Genomic DNA, 17,344 nt, shown 5'->3' on the forward strand with positions numbered 1-17,344 from the left:
TGGCTTACGCCTAGTAGCTTGTGGGCAAATGGGACTCCTCACCTCGCTCGGCTTTCATCCCGACGCTCACGCCCTGCGTTAGAGCGCGGGACTTCCCGCGTGTCCGTTAAGGATTTTAGCCGATCGCGTCGCGCAGAGCATTTTTAGTCATAGCTGCGATCGACTGTTCGGTAGCTTTCGGCAAATGATAGTATTTCCCGCCAGAAGTCTTGGCCAACTCCTTCGCAAAGCCGGTCGAAATAAACTTGCTCTCGGTATCAATCACCAGCAACTGCATTCCCAAACCGCGAATTTTGGCAGCAATTTCTAGCAACTCCTTCTTAATATCCGGCTTTTCGCCATCTAAAATCGGTTCGCCCAAAGAACGAGCCAAAGGAATATTACCGCGTCCGTCAGTAATCGCGACAATCGCCACTTGACCGATATCTCCAGACTGCCGCGCATTAACTCCCACGCGCACCGCCTGAGTCAAACCGTGGGCCAGGGGGGAACCGCCGCCGCAGGGCAATCGTTCCAAACGCTTGCGGGCCAAGGCTATCGATCGAGTCGGCGGTAACAATACTTCTGCTTGTTCTCCGCGAAAGGGAATCAGCGCAACTTGGTCGCGACTTTGATAAGCTTCGGTGAGTAGCTGCATGACAGCACCTTTGGCCGACTGCATCCGGTTGAGCGCCATGGAACCCGAAGCATCCACGACAAATACGACTAAAGCTCCAGCTTTTCGGGCTAAGCGCTTCGCCCGAATGTCTCCCTGTTCCACAAATACCCGCTTATCTCGATTTGGGCTGGAACTCGCCGCGGGTTCCTGGTCTGAATTCCTTTGGCGGCGGGCTTTTTGGTAAGGTGCGGCGGCCCTAAGAGTCGCGTCAACGGCGATGCGACGGACTGGGCCTTTGGGCAATATTGGCTTGACGTAACGGCCTCTATCTTCGGAGAAAATGGTGGTTCTGCTGCCGGATTTGCCTTGTTTGTTGGCGGATTGTTGGGCGAATAAAAGCACGCTGGGGTCGAGAATTACGCCTTCGGGGTCAAACAGAAATTCTTCGGGAATGGTATCTTGCTCTGGTTCTTCTTGAGGTTCGGGGTTGTCTTCATCCTCTTGATTTTCTTCGTCTTCTTGCTCGTTTTCTGGTTCGTCTTGTTCTTGTTCTGACTGCTTTTGGGGTGGTGGCGGCGGGGGAGGAGGAGAGTTTTCGTCTGGGGGAGATTGGATGACGGTGGCGCGGGGTACGATGACTAATTCTACGGCGCGGCGCAAGTCTTCGGCGTTAACTTCTGTACGTCCTTCGATGGCGGCGCAGGCGCGGGCGACGCGCACTGCGAATATTTCGGCGCGGTGTCCTTGAACTGCGCCGCGGATGGCTTCTTCTACTAAGTAGGCAACTTGTTCGCGTTTAATGGTGACATCTTTGAGCCATTCTCTGGCGAGGATGATTTGGGTTTTGAGGTTGTCGGTGTCTTCGGCGTATTGGTTGAGAAATTCTTGGGGCGAGCTGGAGTAGGATAAAGCTTGTTCTACTGCGTAGACTCTTTCTTGTAGTTCGAGGGCTGCGTCGGCGGAAAGGACGATCGCGATGCGATCGAGCAAATGTTCTCTGAGGGGGCCTTCTTCGGGGTTGTAGGTGGCAATGAACAGAGGTTTGCAGGGATGTTGGAAGCTAATTCCTTCGCGCTCTATTTGGTTGCGGCCTTCGGTTAATACTGTGAGCAATTGGTTGGAAATATTGTCATCGAGGAGGTTAATTTCGTCTACATAAAGTACGCCTCGATTTGCTTGGGCTAAGAGTCCGGGTTGAAATACAGTTTGACCGAATTTTACTGATTGTTCGACATCGACTGAACCTAAGAGTCTGTCTTCGGTGACACCCAAGGGAATTTGAATGAATGGTGTGGGAATTATTTCGGTGGCTGGATTTGTATTTGTGGAACGGGCATCTTGCCCGTTTTCTTCTGACAGGTCAGAGGCATTTTCTGCAATAATTTCATCAGGTTCAGCGTTGCAAAAAGAGTCTTTGACAATTTCAATTGGTGGCAGTAGGGAATGCAAGGCGCGGGCCATTACTGATTTTGCTGTACCGCGGCGTCCGGCGATCGCAACTCCTCCCAATCCGGGATCTACTGCTGCCAACAGCAGGGCTAATTTGATTGCTTCTTGCCCAACTACGGCGGTGAGGGGAAAGGATGCTGTGGAAGGGCTAAGGCTGGCTGCGGGCATAGGATTTTCTGATTTTCGGATCTAAAAATTTGAACTTAATGTTTAGGTTACTGCTTGAAGTATTTTAACTTCTAAGGGGAGAATCACGGTAAAAGTTGAGCCGACTCCGATTTCTGATGCGAGCTCGATTTTGCCTTGCATCAGGGTAACGAGCCGCGATACTATAGCTAATCCCAAACCGGTGCTGTCGGGGGGAAAGTGCTGTTGGCCGGCTTCTGAGGCTTGAAAGAATGGCTCAAAGATGCGGTTGGTATGTGCGGGAGCGATGCCGATGCCGGTATCTGTAATGGCGATCGACCAATTTGCATTTCCAGCACGGCAGCAACTTAATTCAATGCTACCAGATTCTGTATAGCGAATGGCATTGCTCAGCAGGTTGGTGAGAATTTGTTGCAGCCGCTGTCCGTCGGCGATTACTTGTGTGGGGGCGCAGTCGCTGGTAACAGCGAGCTTTAATCCCTTAGCATCAGCCATTGGCTGCATCATTTCTACTACGGTATTAATTAGAGATTGTACATTAGTTTGCCGCAGGTTAAGTTTAATTTTGCCGGCATCGGCGCGAGAAAGTTCTAGGGTATCGTTAATCAGGCGCAGCAACTGTCTGCCGTTGCGCAATACTCGCTCGATGTGTTCGATGCCGGGGAGGGTATCTTTGATTTCGGATTGCCATTTTTCTTGACGCAAAAACAGTTCGGAATAACCGATAATTGAGTTGAGGGGAGTTTTGAGTTCGTGAGCTAAATGGTAGAGGTTTTCTTGGTTGACGCTGACCAGGCGAGAGAGTTCTTGATTGTTGAGTTTTAACTGAGTTTGGATTTGTTGAAGTTCCTGGAGCCTCTGAGCGACGTAGCTATCGAAACACTGGGCAATTGCTTCGTCTACTACGGCATCTATGAGCCGAAAAGCTCTGAATACGTCGGCGGTGGTTCCTGCTAGCAATGGTGCTTCTAAGTGGGAGAATATTACTTGACGCAATAAATGGTATTCCCGAGCTACTTCTGCGGCATCGTAGCCTTGTTCTGCTCGCAGAAACCCGTGGTCTAAACTGGCTTCAATTATTGCTTTTATGTCGCTGTTTTGAGATTGTGAAAGCACTGTGACCATCGCCCCCAACAGGTGAGGTATGTGATTTTCGATCGCAGAGTGTGGCAAGGTGTCAGCGCTTTCTATTTTCCGATCCAAGCGTACTGCTTCAATCCAGTTTTTGAGGATGGTATCGGTTTTGTCGGCGAGCAGTTGGCTGTAGTCCATAATGTCTGCGTGGGGGCGAAGTTTGGCAGATATTCCCCATGTTTCATTGTAGTTGAGCGATCGCCCGATCGCCATACCAAACTTCACCCCCACGCGAGCCTGCCAAAAGAAGTAGTTTCGCTCTAATTTTTCCCTGTGCTGCAACTCTCACTATGAATACATTCCAGCTTGGTGCTGCCAAAAGGAGCACTTAAACTTATTGACCTAATAGCCATAAAGTAGTATAATCCCTCAATCCGAGAGGTTTGAATTTTTAATTTTTAATTTTGTCAGGGGACTAAATGGAAAACGTGCAAGCTGCGATCGCTGCGGCCACATTTATCGGTGTAGTTTTCTTAATAATTACAGAATGGATACACCTCACAATTGCGGCATTTCTGGGAGCGCTGATTCTGGTTTTCACCCACGTAATGACGTTAAAGGATGCGATCGAATATATTAGTCGCAGTCACGGAACGCTGGGCTTGTTTTTTGGAGTCATGGTCATGGTGAGAGCCTTTGAGCCTACCAAGATATTCGACTACTTGGCAACTCAAATGGTGCTTTTGGCGAAAGGCAAAGGCAAAAATCTCTTGCTTGGTATTGTCGGAATTACTACCCCAATTTGTGCAGTTTTACCCAACGCCACGACTGTCATGCTGCTAGCACCGTTAATACCGCCAATGGCAGAAGAAGTCGGTGTAGATTTTGTGCCGCTGCTGATTTTAATGGTATTTGTGGCTAACAGTTCGGGACTGCTGACAATCGTGGGAGATCCGGCGACATTCATAGTCGGCGATGCGATTAACATGAGCTTTACAGATTACCTGTTAAAGTTAAGTTTAGGTGGGGCGATCGCCGTAGCAGTCATCTTAGTTATTCTGCCGTGGATGTTCCCCGAAATCTGGCACAAAGAATTGGATGATTTGGAACATTTGCCACACCCAAAAATCAATCATCCGCGAGTGTTAGCGGTGGGCGGTTTAATTATAGCTTTCGTGCTGACATTTTTTGTAGTGGGAGAGTCGCTGCCCGTGCCAATTTCACCAGCAGCCGTGGCTTTGTTGGGGGCGGCTTTGGCAATGCTCTTGGCTCACCATTCCAAAATAGATTCTTTGAACAATATTTTACGGGATTTAGATTGGAGTACGCTGCTATTTTTCATGTCGATATTTGTGCTAATTGGCGGTTTGGAAAAAACCGGAGTCATCGCTGGGATGTCGGGAATTTTAGCAGCTATTTTAGGTAAAAATATTTTTCTTGGTTCTTTAACGCTGTTATTTTTCGTGGGTTTGATGTCGAGCGTGGTGCCAAATATTCCGCTTGTTGTGGCGATGGTGCCACTGTTAAAACAGTATGTTGTGAATGTCGGACTCGCACCGACGGAGGTGCTGGCACCCGATTTTGCAGGGCAGTTTCCACCTGCTGTGCTGCCACTGTTTTATGCGATGATGTACGGGGCAACTTTAGGAGGAAATGGCACTTTGGTAGGAGCTTCTTCTAATATTGTGGCTGCGGGAATTTCTGAGCTGCACGGGCGCCGGATTTCTTTTCAAACTTTTCTGCGTTACGGGCTTCCTGTGATGGCTTTGCAATTGGTGGCTGCGGCTGTTTATGTAACTATCCGGTTTCTGATTTGAAGAAGTCATTAGTCATTAGTCATTGGTCATTAGTCATTGGTCATTGGTCATTAGTCATTAGTCATTGGTCAGCATTTATTATACCCCTTCAAAAAAAGCAACTGTAGGCCAGCGATCCAAACCCTTAAGTCATCAGTCATTGCCTAATCTCAAATCGAAAAATGGAAAATCTCAAATTGTATTAGTTCTGTTTCTCAACTTTTGGGCTTCGCCGATCATCGCCCCTACCTACTCCTAAAGACGTATTGACAGGATGAGAAGGTCGTGCTAGGTTAATTTAAATTGGCTTAAAAGTCAAGCCTAATCCAGCACTGCGCCCTTAAACAAAGCCTGTGGCTGGAGCGGAGGAACCAATTTTCGGGGCGAATCCCTACAGAATTAAAAACCAAAGTTAAAAATTGCCAAATTTGAGTGTAATTTTGAGTTTGAAATCTTTAGAGAAGGGCATCTCTCAGTCCTAGCCCGTCAGCTAACTTCGCAGGCATTGAGAAGAGACTGAAGAGTCAACTTGTCTTCAATAGATAGTTTGGCTTCGTCAGTGTCTCCGGTTGGTATTGTTCAAGATTTCTTGTACCGCCCCTGACTCTGAGGAGATTTAAATGTCAATTCAACTTAATTTATCTGCGATCGCAATTGCCGGACAAGCTGCCTGGAAACGAACAAAACCCGTCATCATCCGAGATAATGTATTGTTGCCGGCGGTTGGTTTTTTGGGAATTCTTGGCCTGTGGTGGATTGTTGCCAGCTTCAAAAGCGATTTAATTCCCACTCCGTATCAAGCGTTAATCGCTAATTTAGATTACATATTGCATCCATTTTACCAGCGCGGGCCGGGAGATTTAGGCATTGGCTGGCTGCTGCTGGCGAGTTTGCGGCGGGTGTTGCTAGGATTTTTGCTGGGTGCCGTTGTGGCGATTCCCGTGGGATTTCTGATCGGGATGTCGAAACCGGCGATGATGGCGCTCAATCCGCTGATTCAAATCTTCAAACCGGTGTCGCCGCTGGCTTGGCTGCCGATCGCTCTATCAATCTTTAATTTAGCAGATCCGTCGGCAATTTTTGTGATATTTATTACGTCTTTGTGGCCGACAATGATCAATACAGCTTTGGGAGTCTCTAGCGTTTCCAAGGATTATCTGGATGTGGCGCGAGTGTTGGAGATGCCGCGCTGGAGGCGGATTACTAAGATAATTTTGCCGGCGAGTTTGCCTTACATTTTTACTGGTTTGCGGATTAGTTTGGGGATTGCTTGGCTGGTGATTGTGGCGGTGGAAATGCTGACTGGTGGTGTAGGAATTGGCTTTTTTGTGTGGGATGAGTGGAGCCGTTTGAATCTAAGTTCGGTATTTTTAGCGGTGTTTGTAATTGGCATAACTGGTTTGCTGCTCGATTGGGCTGTTGGCAAAGTTCAAGAAATGGTAACGCATCGATCGATCGAGAGTCATTAGTTATTAGTCATTAGTCAGTAGTCATTAGTCAGCAGTCATTAGTCATTAGCTAAAAACTCAGGTTTGAGATGGCGGATAGTTAGCGATTAACGATGGAGAATTATATCATAGTGAACTCCAAATAAAATGCAATTGATTTGCTAGAGCCAAACCCTTAACTCATCAGTAATTGCCAATTCTTCAATTCTTCAATTCTTCAATTCTTCAATTCTTCAATTCTAAAATCTAAAATCTAAAATCTAAAATCTAAAATGGTATGAGTGATAACTTTTCCAATGAATGGAATCGGCGGGAGTTTTTGCAAGGAATGGGTGCGGCGGCGGGAATGGCTTTATCTGGTTGTGGGATTAACGCCGATCGATCGGCAAAAGGACTCACAGAAGAAGCCGAAGCGGTAAAGCCGATCGTCAATTCCCAAACCTTAGAGAAACCCAATCTAACCATAGGGTACGTACCCGTTAACGATTGTGCACCATTTGCGATCGCCTGGAAGAAAGGATTTTTCCGCAAATACGGCTTAAACGTCAAACTCAACCGCGAAGCAAGCTGGGCAACCTCCCGCGACGGCCTGATTTTCGGGCGCCTCGACGCCTCCCCAGTCGTATCCGGCGCCATCACAAACGCCCGCATTGGTGCCGAAGGAGCGCGTCACGCACCCATGTGCGCGGCAATGACAATTCACCGCCACGGCAACGCGATGACGATGAGCAAAGCAATGTGGGATTTTGGTTTGCGCCCGTGGCACGAATACAACGGCAATTTAGAAGAATTTGGCAAGCAATTTCGAGGTTTTTTTGAGAGTCAACCAGTAGAAAATAAAGTCTGGGCAGTTGTACTAAGTTCTGCTATTTACGAATACTTTGTGCGTTATATATCTGCCGCTGCCGGTATCGATCCGTTCAAAGAATTTAGGATAATTATTGTGCCGCCGCCTCAAATGGTAACGAATATGAGAATCGGGGCGATGCAGGCTTACATGGTGGCAGAACCTTGGAATACGCGGGCAATTAAAGGTAATTTGGGCGTGGGGTTTACCTTCGCGCAAGGTAAGGAAGTTTGGCAGGGACATCCCGATCGCGTTTTGGGAGTAATGCAATCATTCATTGACGAAAACCCGAAGACTTATTACTCGCTGGTGAAGGCAATGGTGGAAGCTTGTCAGTTTTGCAGCAAACCGGAAAATCGCAGTCAAATAGCAGCATTGTTGACCGATCGATCTTTTACGGGGGCTAAACCTAAAAACGGGGCGATCGACAAATTTACGCGACCGGGAATAGTTGGGGAATACAATTATGGTGGGTTTGATGAAAAAGACCGCACTATAATATCTGAAGATACCACAATTTTCTATGACATTCCTAAGAACTTGCCCCAAATACCGGGAAATCATTCAACATTTTTGTGGCAGTCTCACAGTATTTGGTTGATGACTCAAGCGGCCCGCTGGGGACACATTAAGGAGGTGCCGAAAAATGCTGATGAATTAGCTAAACAAGCTTGGAGAACCGACCTTTACCGCAAGATTGTTGCCGAAATGGCGATCGATTGTCCCCAGGAGGATTACAAAGTCGAACCTGCGGAAGTTTTCATTGACAAAAAATCATTTGACCCCAGCGATCAGGTGGGTTATTTGAATAGTTTTGAAATTCGAGCCAATCGCCCTCAATCTTTTTTTCAGTCTTAATATTTGACTGCTTTCGCTGTTCCTATGACATCTTGCACCATTTTCAACAACCTGTATGGGCGGGGAAAGCCAACAGCCTAAAAGGTAGCAGACAAGTTAAATAAACCCGCCCCACCCCACGAAAAAGCCCCAATTGACATTGATGCAAGATCTCAGTTGAAATCGACTGCTAAATTTGAGAGTTTAGGCAGTCGCAGTTAAATTAAATTACTTTACTACTTGTTAGGAGAATACCGTGACTCAATTTACTTCTACATCTACCCCCACCAACGACAAAGTTAACAGCAAATCTGCTAATTTTCTGGAAATAAACAATTTGTTCAAGTCGTATAAAAATGCTGATGGCAGCGAATTTAGCGTTTTGGAAAATATCAACTTAAGTATTGGATCTGACGAATTTATTTCAGTAATCGGTCACTCGGGTTGTGGCAAATCGACGCTGCTGAAAATAGTAGCAGGTTTGGAACAACAAAGTGGCGGAATCGTGACACTAGAAGGCAAGGAAATTCGCAAACCTGGAGCCGATCGCATGATGGTATTCCAGCACTACGGATTGCTGCCTTGGTTGACGGTGCGGGAAAACATTCGCCTAGCAGTTGATGAAGTTTTGCAAAATCTCAACCGCGCTGAGAAGATTAGCCTTGTCAATGAACACCTAGCAATGGTAAACTTAACAGCAGCAGCAGATAAATATCCCGATCAAATTTCAGGGGGCATGAAGCAACGGGTTGGGATTGCGCGAGCTTTGGCACTTCGGCCGAAGATGTTATTAATGGACGAACCATTTGGAGCGCTGGATGCTCTGACTCGTGGCAAGTTGCAAAAACAGGTGCTCGATATCTGGGAAAATCACAGACAAGCTGCAATGATGATTACCCACGACGTGGACGAGGCTATCTATATGTCCGATCGCATTGTGTTGATGACAAACGGCCCGGCGGCGACAATCGGCGAGATTTTGGCAGTGCCGTTTTCGCATCCGCGCGATCGCCAGGAGTTGCGGGAATCTCAGGAATATTACGAACTGCGAAACTACGCTTTGAATTTTCTCGATCGCTACTTTACTCAAGACGAATAACCCAAGGGCGACTAGAAGAACCGACAAAAAAATTCACTTAAGAGAGGTCTAGCCTGTGAATCTCAAAACAATTTTAGCGCGTTTTGAAAGTGCATTAGGATGCCAAAACTTAGCGGAAGAAATGGTGTTGCTGCCGGAGTCAAAAGTCCCTGTTTCTAAGAAAAAGTCAAAACCGACAAAACCGACAAAATCTATCAATTTTATTGTGGGTTACAACAGTTCTCCTCAAAGTCAAACAGCTCTCGATATTACCCTTTGGATTGCTCATCAAACTCGTTTAGTAACAACTCAAGAAGTCACGGTGCAAGTCGTCTACGTACTCGACGAAACTCCCAACATTTACGATGAAAATACTTGTAGTTTGGGTGTGGAAAATGCCTGGGCTACGAAGCCCCAACTGTCGGATTTAGAGGAAAAATCGGCTCTTTACTGTGCAGCGCCTGCGATCGCATTACCTACAGCCGAAATCCAATCGGTATCCCAGCGAGCGACCTGGATCGATCCGCCTTATTTTCGGGCAATTTTCTGTCAAAATAATGAGTACGAGGTAGCAGATAAGTTGCTGTGGCAAGCCCGCTGTTTGGCTGAGGAATGGCGCGGTTTATTCAAAGCTCATTTACGCATCGGTAAAGTTGCGACAGAATTGAGAAATGTGGTAGAATTAGAATCGGCAAATTTACTATTTTTAGGCTGCAATTCTCGCAACCACCCGCTGGTTAGGCAACTCGGCAAGAATTTTCCCTGCTGCGTGTTGGGGATTCCTGCCGCACTCAGCTATCCGATGGATTTGGGGCCCGAAGAAAGTTTGAGCAACTTGCAGTTGGCTACAGCTATGCCTGCACGTTAAACTTGTGGGAAATGGAAGCCTCTGAGGTGAGATTTTATAGCGCGAGCGAGTTAAGATCCCTGCGCGGTTGGTGCTTCTCTTGCTTCAAAAACGCTAGATTGATGAGTGTTATTAAGGGTTGTTGAATGCTTATCGGATCGCAGAAAGTTCATCAACTAATTTTATCCTGCCCCGGCAGACAGAGCGCAGGAGGCGATCGATAGAGCGTTTGTCATCCTCAGTCAAAGTCTCGTCAAAAATAGCCGCCAGCAAACCGTAGCGATCGGCTACAGTAATGTAGCCTCTATGATTCACTTCGGCAAACAACTCGCCCAAAGCAGATGGAATTAGGTTGACAGGGGTTTGCATAGAGATTGACTCTCAACTCGACATCGCGCGATCGATCTTTTCTGCGGTAACAGAGATCGATCGGACTATTTTATTCTCTCGGTATATTGCCTGAAAAGATGTGATAATAAACAGCAAAAATTGTGATAATAAACGGCACAATTTGTGAACAATATCACATCCAATATTGCCAAGTTACGATATAATTTTGTAGTTGCGTTCGATCGCAAACAGAGCAACTGCAACGTTAATTTTTGTTAAAGATTGTAAATCGGCACTGGTTCCACCGGTTCAGCTAACTCAAACCCAAACACGCGGGAATAGAAATAGAATTCCCCATCAAGAGTTCTTTTAATATTTTCAGCGCGACGAAAACCGTGCTGTTCCCCTTCATAAGCAACGTAAGCAACCGGTAAACCTTTAGCTTTCAATATCTCTACCATCATTTCGGCTTGATTGGGCGGCACGACTTTATCTTCCAATCCTTGAAAGAAGATAACGGGACAAGATAAACCTTCGGCTGCATGAATGGGCGATCGAGCTACATACAAATCTTTTCGTGCAGGATAAGGCCCGATCAATCCATCCAGATACCGCGCTTCAAACTTGTGAGTATCATTTGTCAAAGCCTCCAAATCGCTAACTCCATAATAGCTCGCACCGGCCTTAAACACATCGCGGAAAGTCAGAGCGCACAGAGTTGTGTAGCCCCCTGCACTGCCTCCGGCGATCGCCATTCTTTCGCCGTCTACCAAACCCTGTTCGGCTAAATATTTAGCACCATTAGCGCAGTCATCAACATCAACAATACCCCAACTATCTTGCAGCCTTCTTCTGTATTCCCGGCCGTAACCAGTGCTACCACCGTAGTTGACATCAAGCACCGCAAAACCGCGACTCGTCCAATATTGAATTTTCAAATTCATGCTGCTAGAAGTAGCAGCAGTCGGGCCGCCGTGGCTTTTGACAACTAACGGCGGTTTTTCAGATTCAGGTGCAGCGAAGTCTTGGTTTTTCGGAGGATAGAAGAAGCCAAAAGCAGTCAAACCATTTTCGGTTGGAAATTCCAGCGGTTCCGGTACAGAAAGATAACCAGAATCGATGTTTAAATCGCTCGACTTTCGCAAAATTTTCCGTTGACTTGTGGCTAAATTTAGCTGTACAATAGCAGTAGATGCGATCGGCGAACCTGCCAGAAAAACTACAGTTTCTCCCCGCGCTTTCACCGACGAAATATCAGTGTAACCTGTCTCAATATTTGTCAACTGCTTTGTCGCTAAATCGAGACTTCCTAGATGCCACTTACCTTGCTGAGTGTAGGTGCAAATAATTTTGCTTTCCGAGACAAAGGCATAGGTAGACATTCCAAAAACCCATTGGGGAAGGCCGAATTCAGCAGCCATTTCGCACAAAGGCTCTATTTCAGCCTCCCCCCTTGCTAAATGGGGATTTTCTATTCCAGCCTCCCTGCTTGCTAAAGGGGCTTCTGTGCCTACTCTTGCCTCCCCCCTTAGCAAGGGGGGATTGAGGGGGGTTCGATTGGGTTCTGTGCCCACTCTTGCTTCCCCCCTTGCTAAGGGGGGATTGAGGGGGGTTCTGTAAAAATTCCACCAGTTCGACTTATCAGAAACAAAATACAAAACTCCATCGGGCGACCATTCCGGCTGAAAAATTGACTCATCAACCCCGCCCGCAACTAAATATTTTTCGCCTAAAGAACCATCAGCATTAATTTCTGCCACCCACAATTCTGTGCCATCCCACGGCATATTTGGGTGGTTCCAACAAATCCAGGAAAGTTGAACACCGTCAGGACTCAAACGAGGGGAAGCATAAAAATCGTTGCCCTGAGTTAAAATTTGAATATCTTCGCCGTTATCTAGATTAATACTAACAATTGTATTCACAGATTCGCCTTTTCCTGCATTGTCTTCGCGCACACAAATCAGGCGATTTCTTGGTTTGTCAACGATCGCATCTGCGTAGCAACATTTAGCAGCAGGTGTCAAGGGTTCTGGTGGAGAATTTAATGTTTGACAATAAATTCTTTGGTCGGCAAAATGAGAGAAATAAACCACGCTATCAGAAACTGCAAAAGCAGCGCCGCCGTATTCGTGGACGCGAGTGCGAACGTTGAACGGAGGCGGTGTTACGTCAGTTATTTTACCGTCGGGAGTCCGCCGCACGAGGACGCTTCTTCCTGCTTCCGATGGTCTTCCTTCTACCCAGTAAATATCATCGCCGTCAATGGCAATTTGTCCGAGTCCGACAGTTCCTGAAACAATTAAATCTGAGGTAATGGGAGATTTCCAAGAGCCGTAAGGTGATATGGTATTCATAATAAATTATTTAGTGAGTGAGGGACAGATTGGGAATTGGGAATTGGGAATTGGGAATTGGGAATTGGGAATTGGGAATTGGGAATTGGGAATTGGGAATTGGGAATTGGCGAGTACCTCACTTGAGAACGGCTATAGTTGAATCAGTTGTGTTTTTAGAACAAATAAATTTATATTTGTACTTTACACTAATTCAATGATGGGGAAGCAGAATGTCGAAAAAGCTGGTACTAATGGATCACGACGGTGCAGTTGACGACTATCTCTCAGTCGTGTTGCTGATGACAATGGAGGAAGTGCAAACTCTGGGAGTAATTGTCACTCCGGCGGATTGCTACATTCAGCCAGCCGTGAGTGCAACCCGCAAAATCCTCGATTTGATGGGGTGTTCAGAGGTGCCAGTGGCGGCGAGTACGGTGCGGGGATTGAATCCATTTCCGGTGTTGTTTAGGCGAGATTCCTTTGCGTGCGATCGACTTCCCATTCTAAATGAAAAAGCAACCATTGACACACCGTTAATATCAGAACCCGGACAAAACTTTATGGTGGGAGTTTTGCGGGATGCAAAGGAACCGGTCACATTAATGGTAACGGGGCCGCTAACAACAGTGGCACAAGCCTTAGATATTGCACCAGAAATTGAAAGCAAAATCAAAGAAATTGTGTGGATGGGAGGGGCGCTCAACGCTATAGGCAATGTTAGCAAAGATATGAAACCGGGACAAGATATGTCGGCGGAATGGAATGCTTACTGGGATCCGATAGCCATTGAGAGAATTTGGCAAACACAAATTCCCGTTGTGATGTGTCCTTTAGATATCACCAATAATGTACCGCTGACTGTGGATTTTTCTAATCGCTTAGCCAGACAGCGCAAATATTCAATCTCCGATTTAGCAGGACAGTGTTATGCTTTAGCAATATCTCAAGATTACTATTTTTGGGATATTTTGGCAACGGCTTATTTGGTACATCCAGAATTTTACGAACTGCGAGAATGGGAAACCGAAATAGTTACCGAAGGTGTCAGTCAAGGGCGTACAAAAGTTGAAACAGGAGGGCGAAAAATTCAAGCAATGGATCGAGTAGATACGGAAAAGTTTTACAATTACATATTGCAACAGTGGGCGCGTTAAGCATAACAATATCTGGTAGAGGCGGGTTGTTAGCCAAAAATATCCCTACAAAACCCGCCCTAACTCAAATATTTACGCTATCTTCTCTTTCCTCTCTTTCTCTGCGCCCTCTGCGCCCTCTGCGGTTAATCAAAAAAAATCTCATTCACAAATCCAACAAAATTGCGGTAAGCGGCGTGGACTCGGTTCGTCAATTGTCGATAGTGGAAAAAATCCGATGAAATTATCCTCAAAAAAATTCTGGATTGTTGCGTGTGTTTTGTACTTGTTAATTATTCTCAGTATCATGCTGGTAGCAGATATGGGAAAGTTAACTAACTTTCCTCTGGCTCATCCGCCTTATGACAAACTCGGACATTTTATTTTGTACGGAATAGCATCTTTTTTGTGCCATAGAGCAACGGGCAAAAAAATGATGATGGTGTTGAATTATCCAATTCCTTTCGGGCCAGCACTGTTTACTATTTTCACTGCTGGGGAAGAAATGCTGCAAGCGATTTTACCGAATCGTACTGCTAGTATTGAAGATTTTTTAGCGAGTTTTGCGGGTATTGTAGTTTTTTATTGGATTGGAGAAGCTTGGGATAGAAAATAAGGGAAGTTCGGCAACGGATTGTGTAACGGATGTAACGGATGTAACGGATGCAAGGAAGAAATAAGAATAAGGAAGAAGGAAGGAAAGAAGGAAGAAAGAAAGAAGAAGGAAGAAGGAAGAAGGAAGAAGGAAGAAGTTGAGTTTGTAGGGTGATATTCGGCGCATCGGTTGATGGGGGCGATCGACTAATGTTGTGTTTATGTATTATCCAACCATTGCGATCGGGTGCGTAGCTATTAAATTAGCTAGGGATTGTTGGTGGATCCACACCCTAGGACTTTTTTGGTATAAGGATATTTTGGCAGCATAAAATGGAGCAAATGTCAATAAAATGTGTTTGCGAAAGTTCAATTAGTCTCTTCCAAAAAGGTTTGTACTCGACCGTTTGGTCTCAATACAACTCGAATTTTCGGGTTTTTTCCATGAGTAACCGCAGAAACAAACGGCTCGCCGACTAAGGGCATACTAGCCCGATCGATATAATCGGCGGCTGCTTTGCCCATCGGGACAATAGTTTGAATTGAGCCGTTTTCATCGATTTGCAGGCTGTATTCTAAGGTTTGTTCCATTCCTTCTGGTGGCTTCCAGCGTTCCTCAAAGTAGGTTCTAGCTTCTGAAACTTGAGGAATTGTATCAAATAAAGTGCGGTTTTTTTTGCTGGCGGTAGCCCGGTTGTTGTCCTCTGACTCGGCTTGCGGTTTAGTGTCCTCAAGGGGTGGGAGTTCGGTGCTGGGGGGGGAAATAGGCTGGGGGAGGGGGGGGAATGATTGCGGTGGGGGAACTGGGAATCGCGATGCAGATAGGGATGGTGGCAGGGGGGGCGGTACGGCGGGAGCTAGTCTCGGCGGTATGGGGGGCAGCAGGTAGGGTGCTTGGGGGGCGGCAATTGGGGGCCCTGCGGGATCGGGAATTGTGATGATTTGCCCTTGGGGGAGGGCTGGGGCGCTCTGTGATGCTGCGGGTGCGCTGCTGTTGGGGGGGAATAGCAGGGGTGGCTGCTGGATGGGGCTGGGTTTGTTGGTGCTTGGGCTTGGGGCTAGGGCGATTGGGGGCAAGCTGGGGCTGGGGGTGGCGGCGGCGGTGTTGATGGGCGGGGGCGGTAGGGGGGGTAAGCCTGGTGTGGCTGCGGCTGTTGGTGTTGCTGTTGGGGATGTGGTGGGGGATGTGGTGGGGGCGGGAACTGGGCTGGGGTTGGCGCCGGCAAGTATTTGGGGCTGCGGGAGTGCGGGGGTAAATTGTGGGTTGGTGGGGGCTGTGACGGGGGCTGTGGCGGTTGTTGGGGAGGTGTTGGAGGACGATCGATCGAGCATTTTAACAATTCCCGTGGTCATTCCGACGCTGGCGACTAGGATTGCTGCGATATTCAGCCATGGTAATGCTTTGGCTTCTGGGCGATCGCGGTTGAGGTTAGGGACTGCCATGACTTCGGCGGCGCAGTCATCTAGTGCGGTGGCTAAGTCAAAGAGTTGGAGGGTACTCAAGTGTACTTCCGGCCCGGATTCGGCGGCGCTCAATGAGCCTAAGAACAAGTTGTGGGCGAGCAAGCCGCGGGGTTCTAGGCGGGGGGGAACTGGCAGGTAGGTAGTGTTTGGGGCTGCGGTTGCTAGTTCGGATGTGCTGAGGGGTCGATCGAATGTAACGACATTGCGCGCGACTTCTGGCGAGTCTGGGGCTGTGGTAAAACCTGTTTGGGAGTTGAGGTTGTTGTCCCAATCGCGGGCTTCGCCGAGGAAGTTTTGGACGTAGTTGGTGACTGCTTCGTGGAGGGTTTCGAGTTGATTGCGATCGCCCCTGAGAGTGACGTGTTCGGTATCTGGTAGCCTGGGGTCATCTAGTCGCAACTCAAAATTTAAAGATTTAAACACGGGTTTGCCCGCCCAACGAGATAGAGGCGAACTTTTGGCTGTAATTTCCAGCGTGCAAGTGGGGGGCGTGTAGCGTTTGAGAGCCATAGCAAGAAGACTGTATGTTATTTGTTATTTGTTATTTGTTATTTGTTATTTGTTTGTTCTAATAACCAATAACCAATAACTAATGACTGGTGACTAATTCTTAGCACGATCTAGGAGGGCGAGCCAGAGGCGCCGGTGGCCGCCGGGACTGCTGTAAAACAGCAAATCGATCAGGAGTTTCAGGGCCAAATTAGTTAGTTCTTTTGCCGATAAAGTTTCTGCATCTTCCATGCGATCGGCATAAGTGTTGCTGAACCTATCAATATAGTCTCCCAACAAAGCGACTGTGTGAGGTTCGCGGTTTTGCTCAGCCATTTGTTCGAGCAAGGCCACGGCGCGGCGGATTAAAGCTTGATGCTGTTTTGCCAAATTACAGCTTATCAAAACGAGCGATCGAGCTTCCTCCACATCCAGTTTTTTCCGTCCTCCCTGGCCTTTTCGCAGCGGGTTCGATTGGCGCAGCCGCCACAAAGCTACGCGATCGGCTACCATTGGCTCTAAATTCAGTTCGGCTGCTACCTTGAGCATCGCCTCTGAGCCAATTTCTGCCAGGGCTTCTAGGGCTAACAGCACTAAATCCAGTTGGGCTTTAATGTTGTCCAACTGGGTAGGTTCTGGTGCTTTTTGGGTCAATTCTTCCCAGTTGGGAGATGGGCCCGTTTCGTTTGTGGGAGCGGAGGGCTTTACAGTCGAGCGCATGGCTTGGGCACGGGAAATAAGACAGGTTGATGCAGGATATCGACAGTATGCAGTAATGCAAGCTTTGTGGCCGGACAAAAGCTGATCTGTTAATTTTTCTCCATAACTCGTGGCTTTGATTCCGGCAATCCTAGTTGCTGGACGGATTTGCGAG

General features: G+C 47.3%; 14 protein-coding genes and 1 riboswitch. Of the genes, 8 read left to right on the forward strand and 6 right to left on the reverse strand.

Annotation, left to right across the window (positions count from 1 at the left end; genetic code table 11):
- Window positions 1-115 precede the first annotated feature (115 nt).
- Both bchD and JGK11_RS10465 read right to left on the reverse strand, forming a co-directional pair.
- Window positions 116-2,215 (reverse strand): magnesium chelatase ATPase subunit D, encoded by a 2,100-nt coding sequence (bchD, locus tag JGK11_RS10460; RefSeq protein ID WP_293174534.1) that lies wholly within the window; start codon window positions 2,213-2,215, stop codon window positions 116-118.
- Window positions 2,216-2,257: 42 nt separating this feature from the next.
- Complete coding sequence (locus JGK11_RS10465) at window positions 2,258-3,610, reverse strand: HAMP domain-containing sensor histidine kinase (protein WP_366053595.1); 1,353 nt, start codon at window positions 3,608-3,610, stop codon at window positions 2,258-2,260.
- Between the two features lie 137 nt (window positions 3,611-3,747).
- On the opposite strand from JGK11_RS10465, the gene JGK11_RS10470 reads away from it, so the two are divergent.
- From JGK11_RS10470 to JGK11_RS10490, 5 genes are all read left to right on the forward strand, one after another.
- Window positions 3,748-5,085: an SLC13 family permease gene (locus JGK11_RS10470; RefSeq protein WP_293174531.1), complete on the forward strand. Its 1,338-nt coding sequence runs from the start codon at window positions 3,748-3,750 to the stop codon at window positions 5,083-5,085.
- A 287-nt stretch (window positions 5,086-5,372) separates the two neighbouring features.
- Window positions 5,373-5,584: riboswitch (cyclic di-AMP (ydaO/yuaA leader) on the forward strand.
- Window positions 5,585-5,684: 100 nt separating this feature from the next.
- On the forward strand, window positions 5,685-6,533 hold the full coding sequence (ntrB, locus tag JGK11_RS10475) for a nitrate ABC transporter permease (RefSeq protein WP_293211522.1): 849 nt from the start codon (window positions 5,685-5,687) through the stop codon (window positions 6,531-6,533).
- 256 nt (window positions 6,534-6,789) lie between these two features.
- On the forward strand, window positions 6,790-8,217 hold the full coding sequence (locus tag JGK11_RS10480) for an ABC transporter substrate-binding protein (RefSeq protein ID WP_293211524.1): 1,428 nt from the start codon (window positions 6,790-6,792) through the stop codon (window positions 8,215-8,217).
- Window positions 8,218-8,452: 235 nt separating this feature from the next.
- The gene (locus JGK11_RS10485; protein ID WP_293189735.1) at window positions 8,453-9,295 is read left to right on the forward strand and encodes a nitrate ABC transporter ATP-binding protein; all 843 of its coding nucleotides are present in this window, start codon (window positions 8,453-8,455) and stop codon (window positions 9,293-9,295) included.
- A 55-nt stretch (window positions 9,296-9,350) separates the two neighbouring features.
- The gene (locus tag JGK11_RS10490) at window positions 9,351-10,142 is read left to right on the forward strand and encodes a universal stress protein (RefSeq protein ID WP_293174520.1); all 792 of its coding nucleotides are present in this window, start codon (window positions 9,351-9,353) and stop codon (window positions 10,140-10,142) included.
- Between the two features lie 129 nt (window positions 10,143-10,271).
- Here the strand turns inward: JGK11_RS10490 and JGK11_RS10495 are convergent, their stop codons facing one another.
- Both JGK11_RS10495 and JGK11_RS10500 read right to left on the reverse strand, forming a co-directional pair.
- A complete protein-coding gene (locus JGK11_RS10495; protein WP_293156610.1) occupies window positions 10,272-10,490 on the reverse strand; it encodes a hypothetical protein in 219 nt (72 codons plus the stop codon).
- 236 nt (window positions 10,491-10,726) lie between these two features.
- Window positions 10,727-12,808, reverse strand: a complete 2,082-nt coding sequence (locus JGK11_RS10500; protein WP_293174514.1) for a S9 family peptidase — start codon at window positions 12,806-12,808, stop codon at window positions 10,727-10,729.
- On the opposite strand from JGK11_RS10500, the gene JGK11_RS10505 reads away from it, so the two are divergent.
- The 3 genes from JGK11_RS10505 (at window position 12,798) to JGK11_RS10515 (ending at window position 14,539) form a co-directional block, all read left to right on the forward strand.
- Entirely contained in the window at window positions 12,798-12,950 is a 153-nt protein-coding gene (locus tag JGK11_RS10505) for a hypothetical protein (RefSeq protein ID WP_293174511.1), read from the forward strand. The two genes, JGK11_RS10500 and JGK11_RS10505, sit on opposite strands and share 11 nt — an antisense overlap.
- 70 nt (window positions 12,951-13,020) lie before the next feature.
- Window positions 13,021-13,944 carry a nucleoside hydrolase gene (locus tag JGK11_RS10510; RefSeq protein ID WP_293211526.1) on the forward strand — a complete coding sequence of 308 codons (924 nt, stop codon included), beginning with the start codon at window positions 13,021-13,023 and terminating at the stop codon, window positions 13,942-13,944.
- 217 nt (window positions 13,945-14,161) lie between these two features.
- Window positions 14,162-14,539 (forward strand): VanZ family protein, encoded by a 378-nt coding sequence (locus JGK11_RS10515; RefSeq protein ID WP_293195667.1) that lies wholly within the window; start codon window positions 14,162-14,164, stop codon window positions 14,537-14,539.
- A gap of 347 nt (window positions 14,540-14,886) precedes the next feature.
- On the opposite strand, the gene JGK11_RS10520 is transcribed toward JGK11_RS10515, so the two are convergent.
- Together JGK11_RS10520 and JGK11_RS10525 are read right to left on the reverse strand one after the other, a co-directional pair.
- Window positions 14,887-16,491, reverse strand: coding sequence for a DUF4335 domain-containing protein (locus JGK11_RS10520; RefSeq protein ID WP_293211528.1), 1,605 nt, complete (start codon window positions 16,489-16,491; stop codon window positions 14,887-14,889).
- Between the two features lie 93 nt (window positions 16,492-16,584).
- Window positions 16,585-17,190 (reverse strand): DUF3038 domain-containing protein, encoded by a 606-nt coding sequence (locus JGK11_RS10525; protein ID WP_293122723.1) that lies wholly within the window; start codon window positions 17,188-17,190, stop codon window positions 16,585-16,587.
- Between the last annotated feature and the right edge of the window lie 154 nt (window positions 17,191-17,344).

The sequence above is a fragment of the Microcoleus sp. PH2017_34_RAT_O_A genome, from assembly GCF_020737885.1.
Lineage (GTDB): Bacteria > Cyanobacteriota > Cyanobacteriia > Cyanobacteriales > Microcoleaceae > Microcoleus.

Coding starts and splice junctions, on each gene's coding strand:
- bchD (WP_293174534.1), bottom strand. CDS start 2,215: ATGCCCGCAGCCAGCCTTAGCCCTTCCACAGCATCCTTTCCCCTCACC.
- JGK11_RS10470 (WP_293174531.1), top strand. CDS start 3,748: ATGGAAAACGTGCAAGCTGCGATCGCTGCGGCCACATTTATCGGTGTA.
- ntrB (WP_293211522.1), top strand. CDS start 5,685: ATGTCAATTCAACTTAATTTATCTGCGATCGCAATTGCCGGACAAGCT.
- JGK11_RS10480 (WP_293211524.1), top strand. CDS start 6,790: ATGAGTGATAACTTTTCCAATGAATGGAATCGGCGGGAGTTTTTGCAA.
- JGK11_RS10495 (WP_293156610.1), bottom strand. CDS start 10,490: ATGCAAACCCCTGTCAACCTAATTCCATCTGCTTTGGGCGAGTTGTTT.
- JGK11_RS10505 (WP_293174511.1), top strand. CDS start 12,798: ATGGTATTCATAATAAATTATTTAGTGAGTGAGGGACAGATTGGGAAT.
- JGK11_RS10500 (WP_293174514.1), bottom strand. CDS start 12,808: ATGAATACCATATCACCTTACGGCTCTTGGAAATCTCCCATTACCTCA.
- JGK11_RS10510 (WP_293211526.1), top strand. CDS start 13,021: ATGTCGAAAAAGCTGGTACTAATGGATCACGACGGTGCAGTTGACGAC.
- JGK11_RS10515 (WP_293195667.1), top strand. CDS start 14,162: ATGAAATTATCCTCAAAAAAATTCTGGATTGTTGCGTGTGTTTTGTAC.
- JGK11_RS10520 (WP_293211528.1), bottom strand. CDS start 16,491: ATGGCTCTCAAACGCTACACGCCCCCCACTTGCACGCTGGAAATTACA.
- JGK11_RS10525 (WP_293122723.1), bottom strand. CDS start 17,190: ATGCGCTCGACTGTAAAGCCCTCCGCTCCCACAAACGAAACGGGCCCA.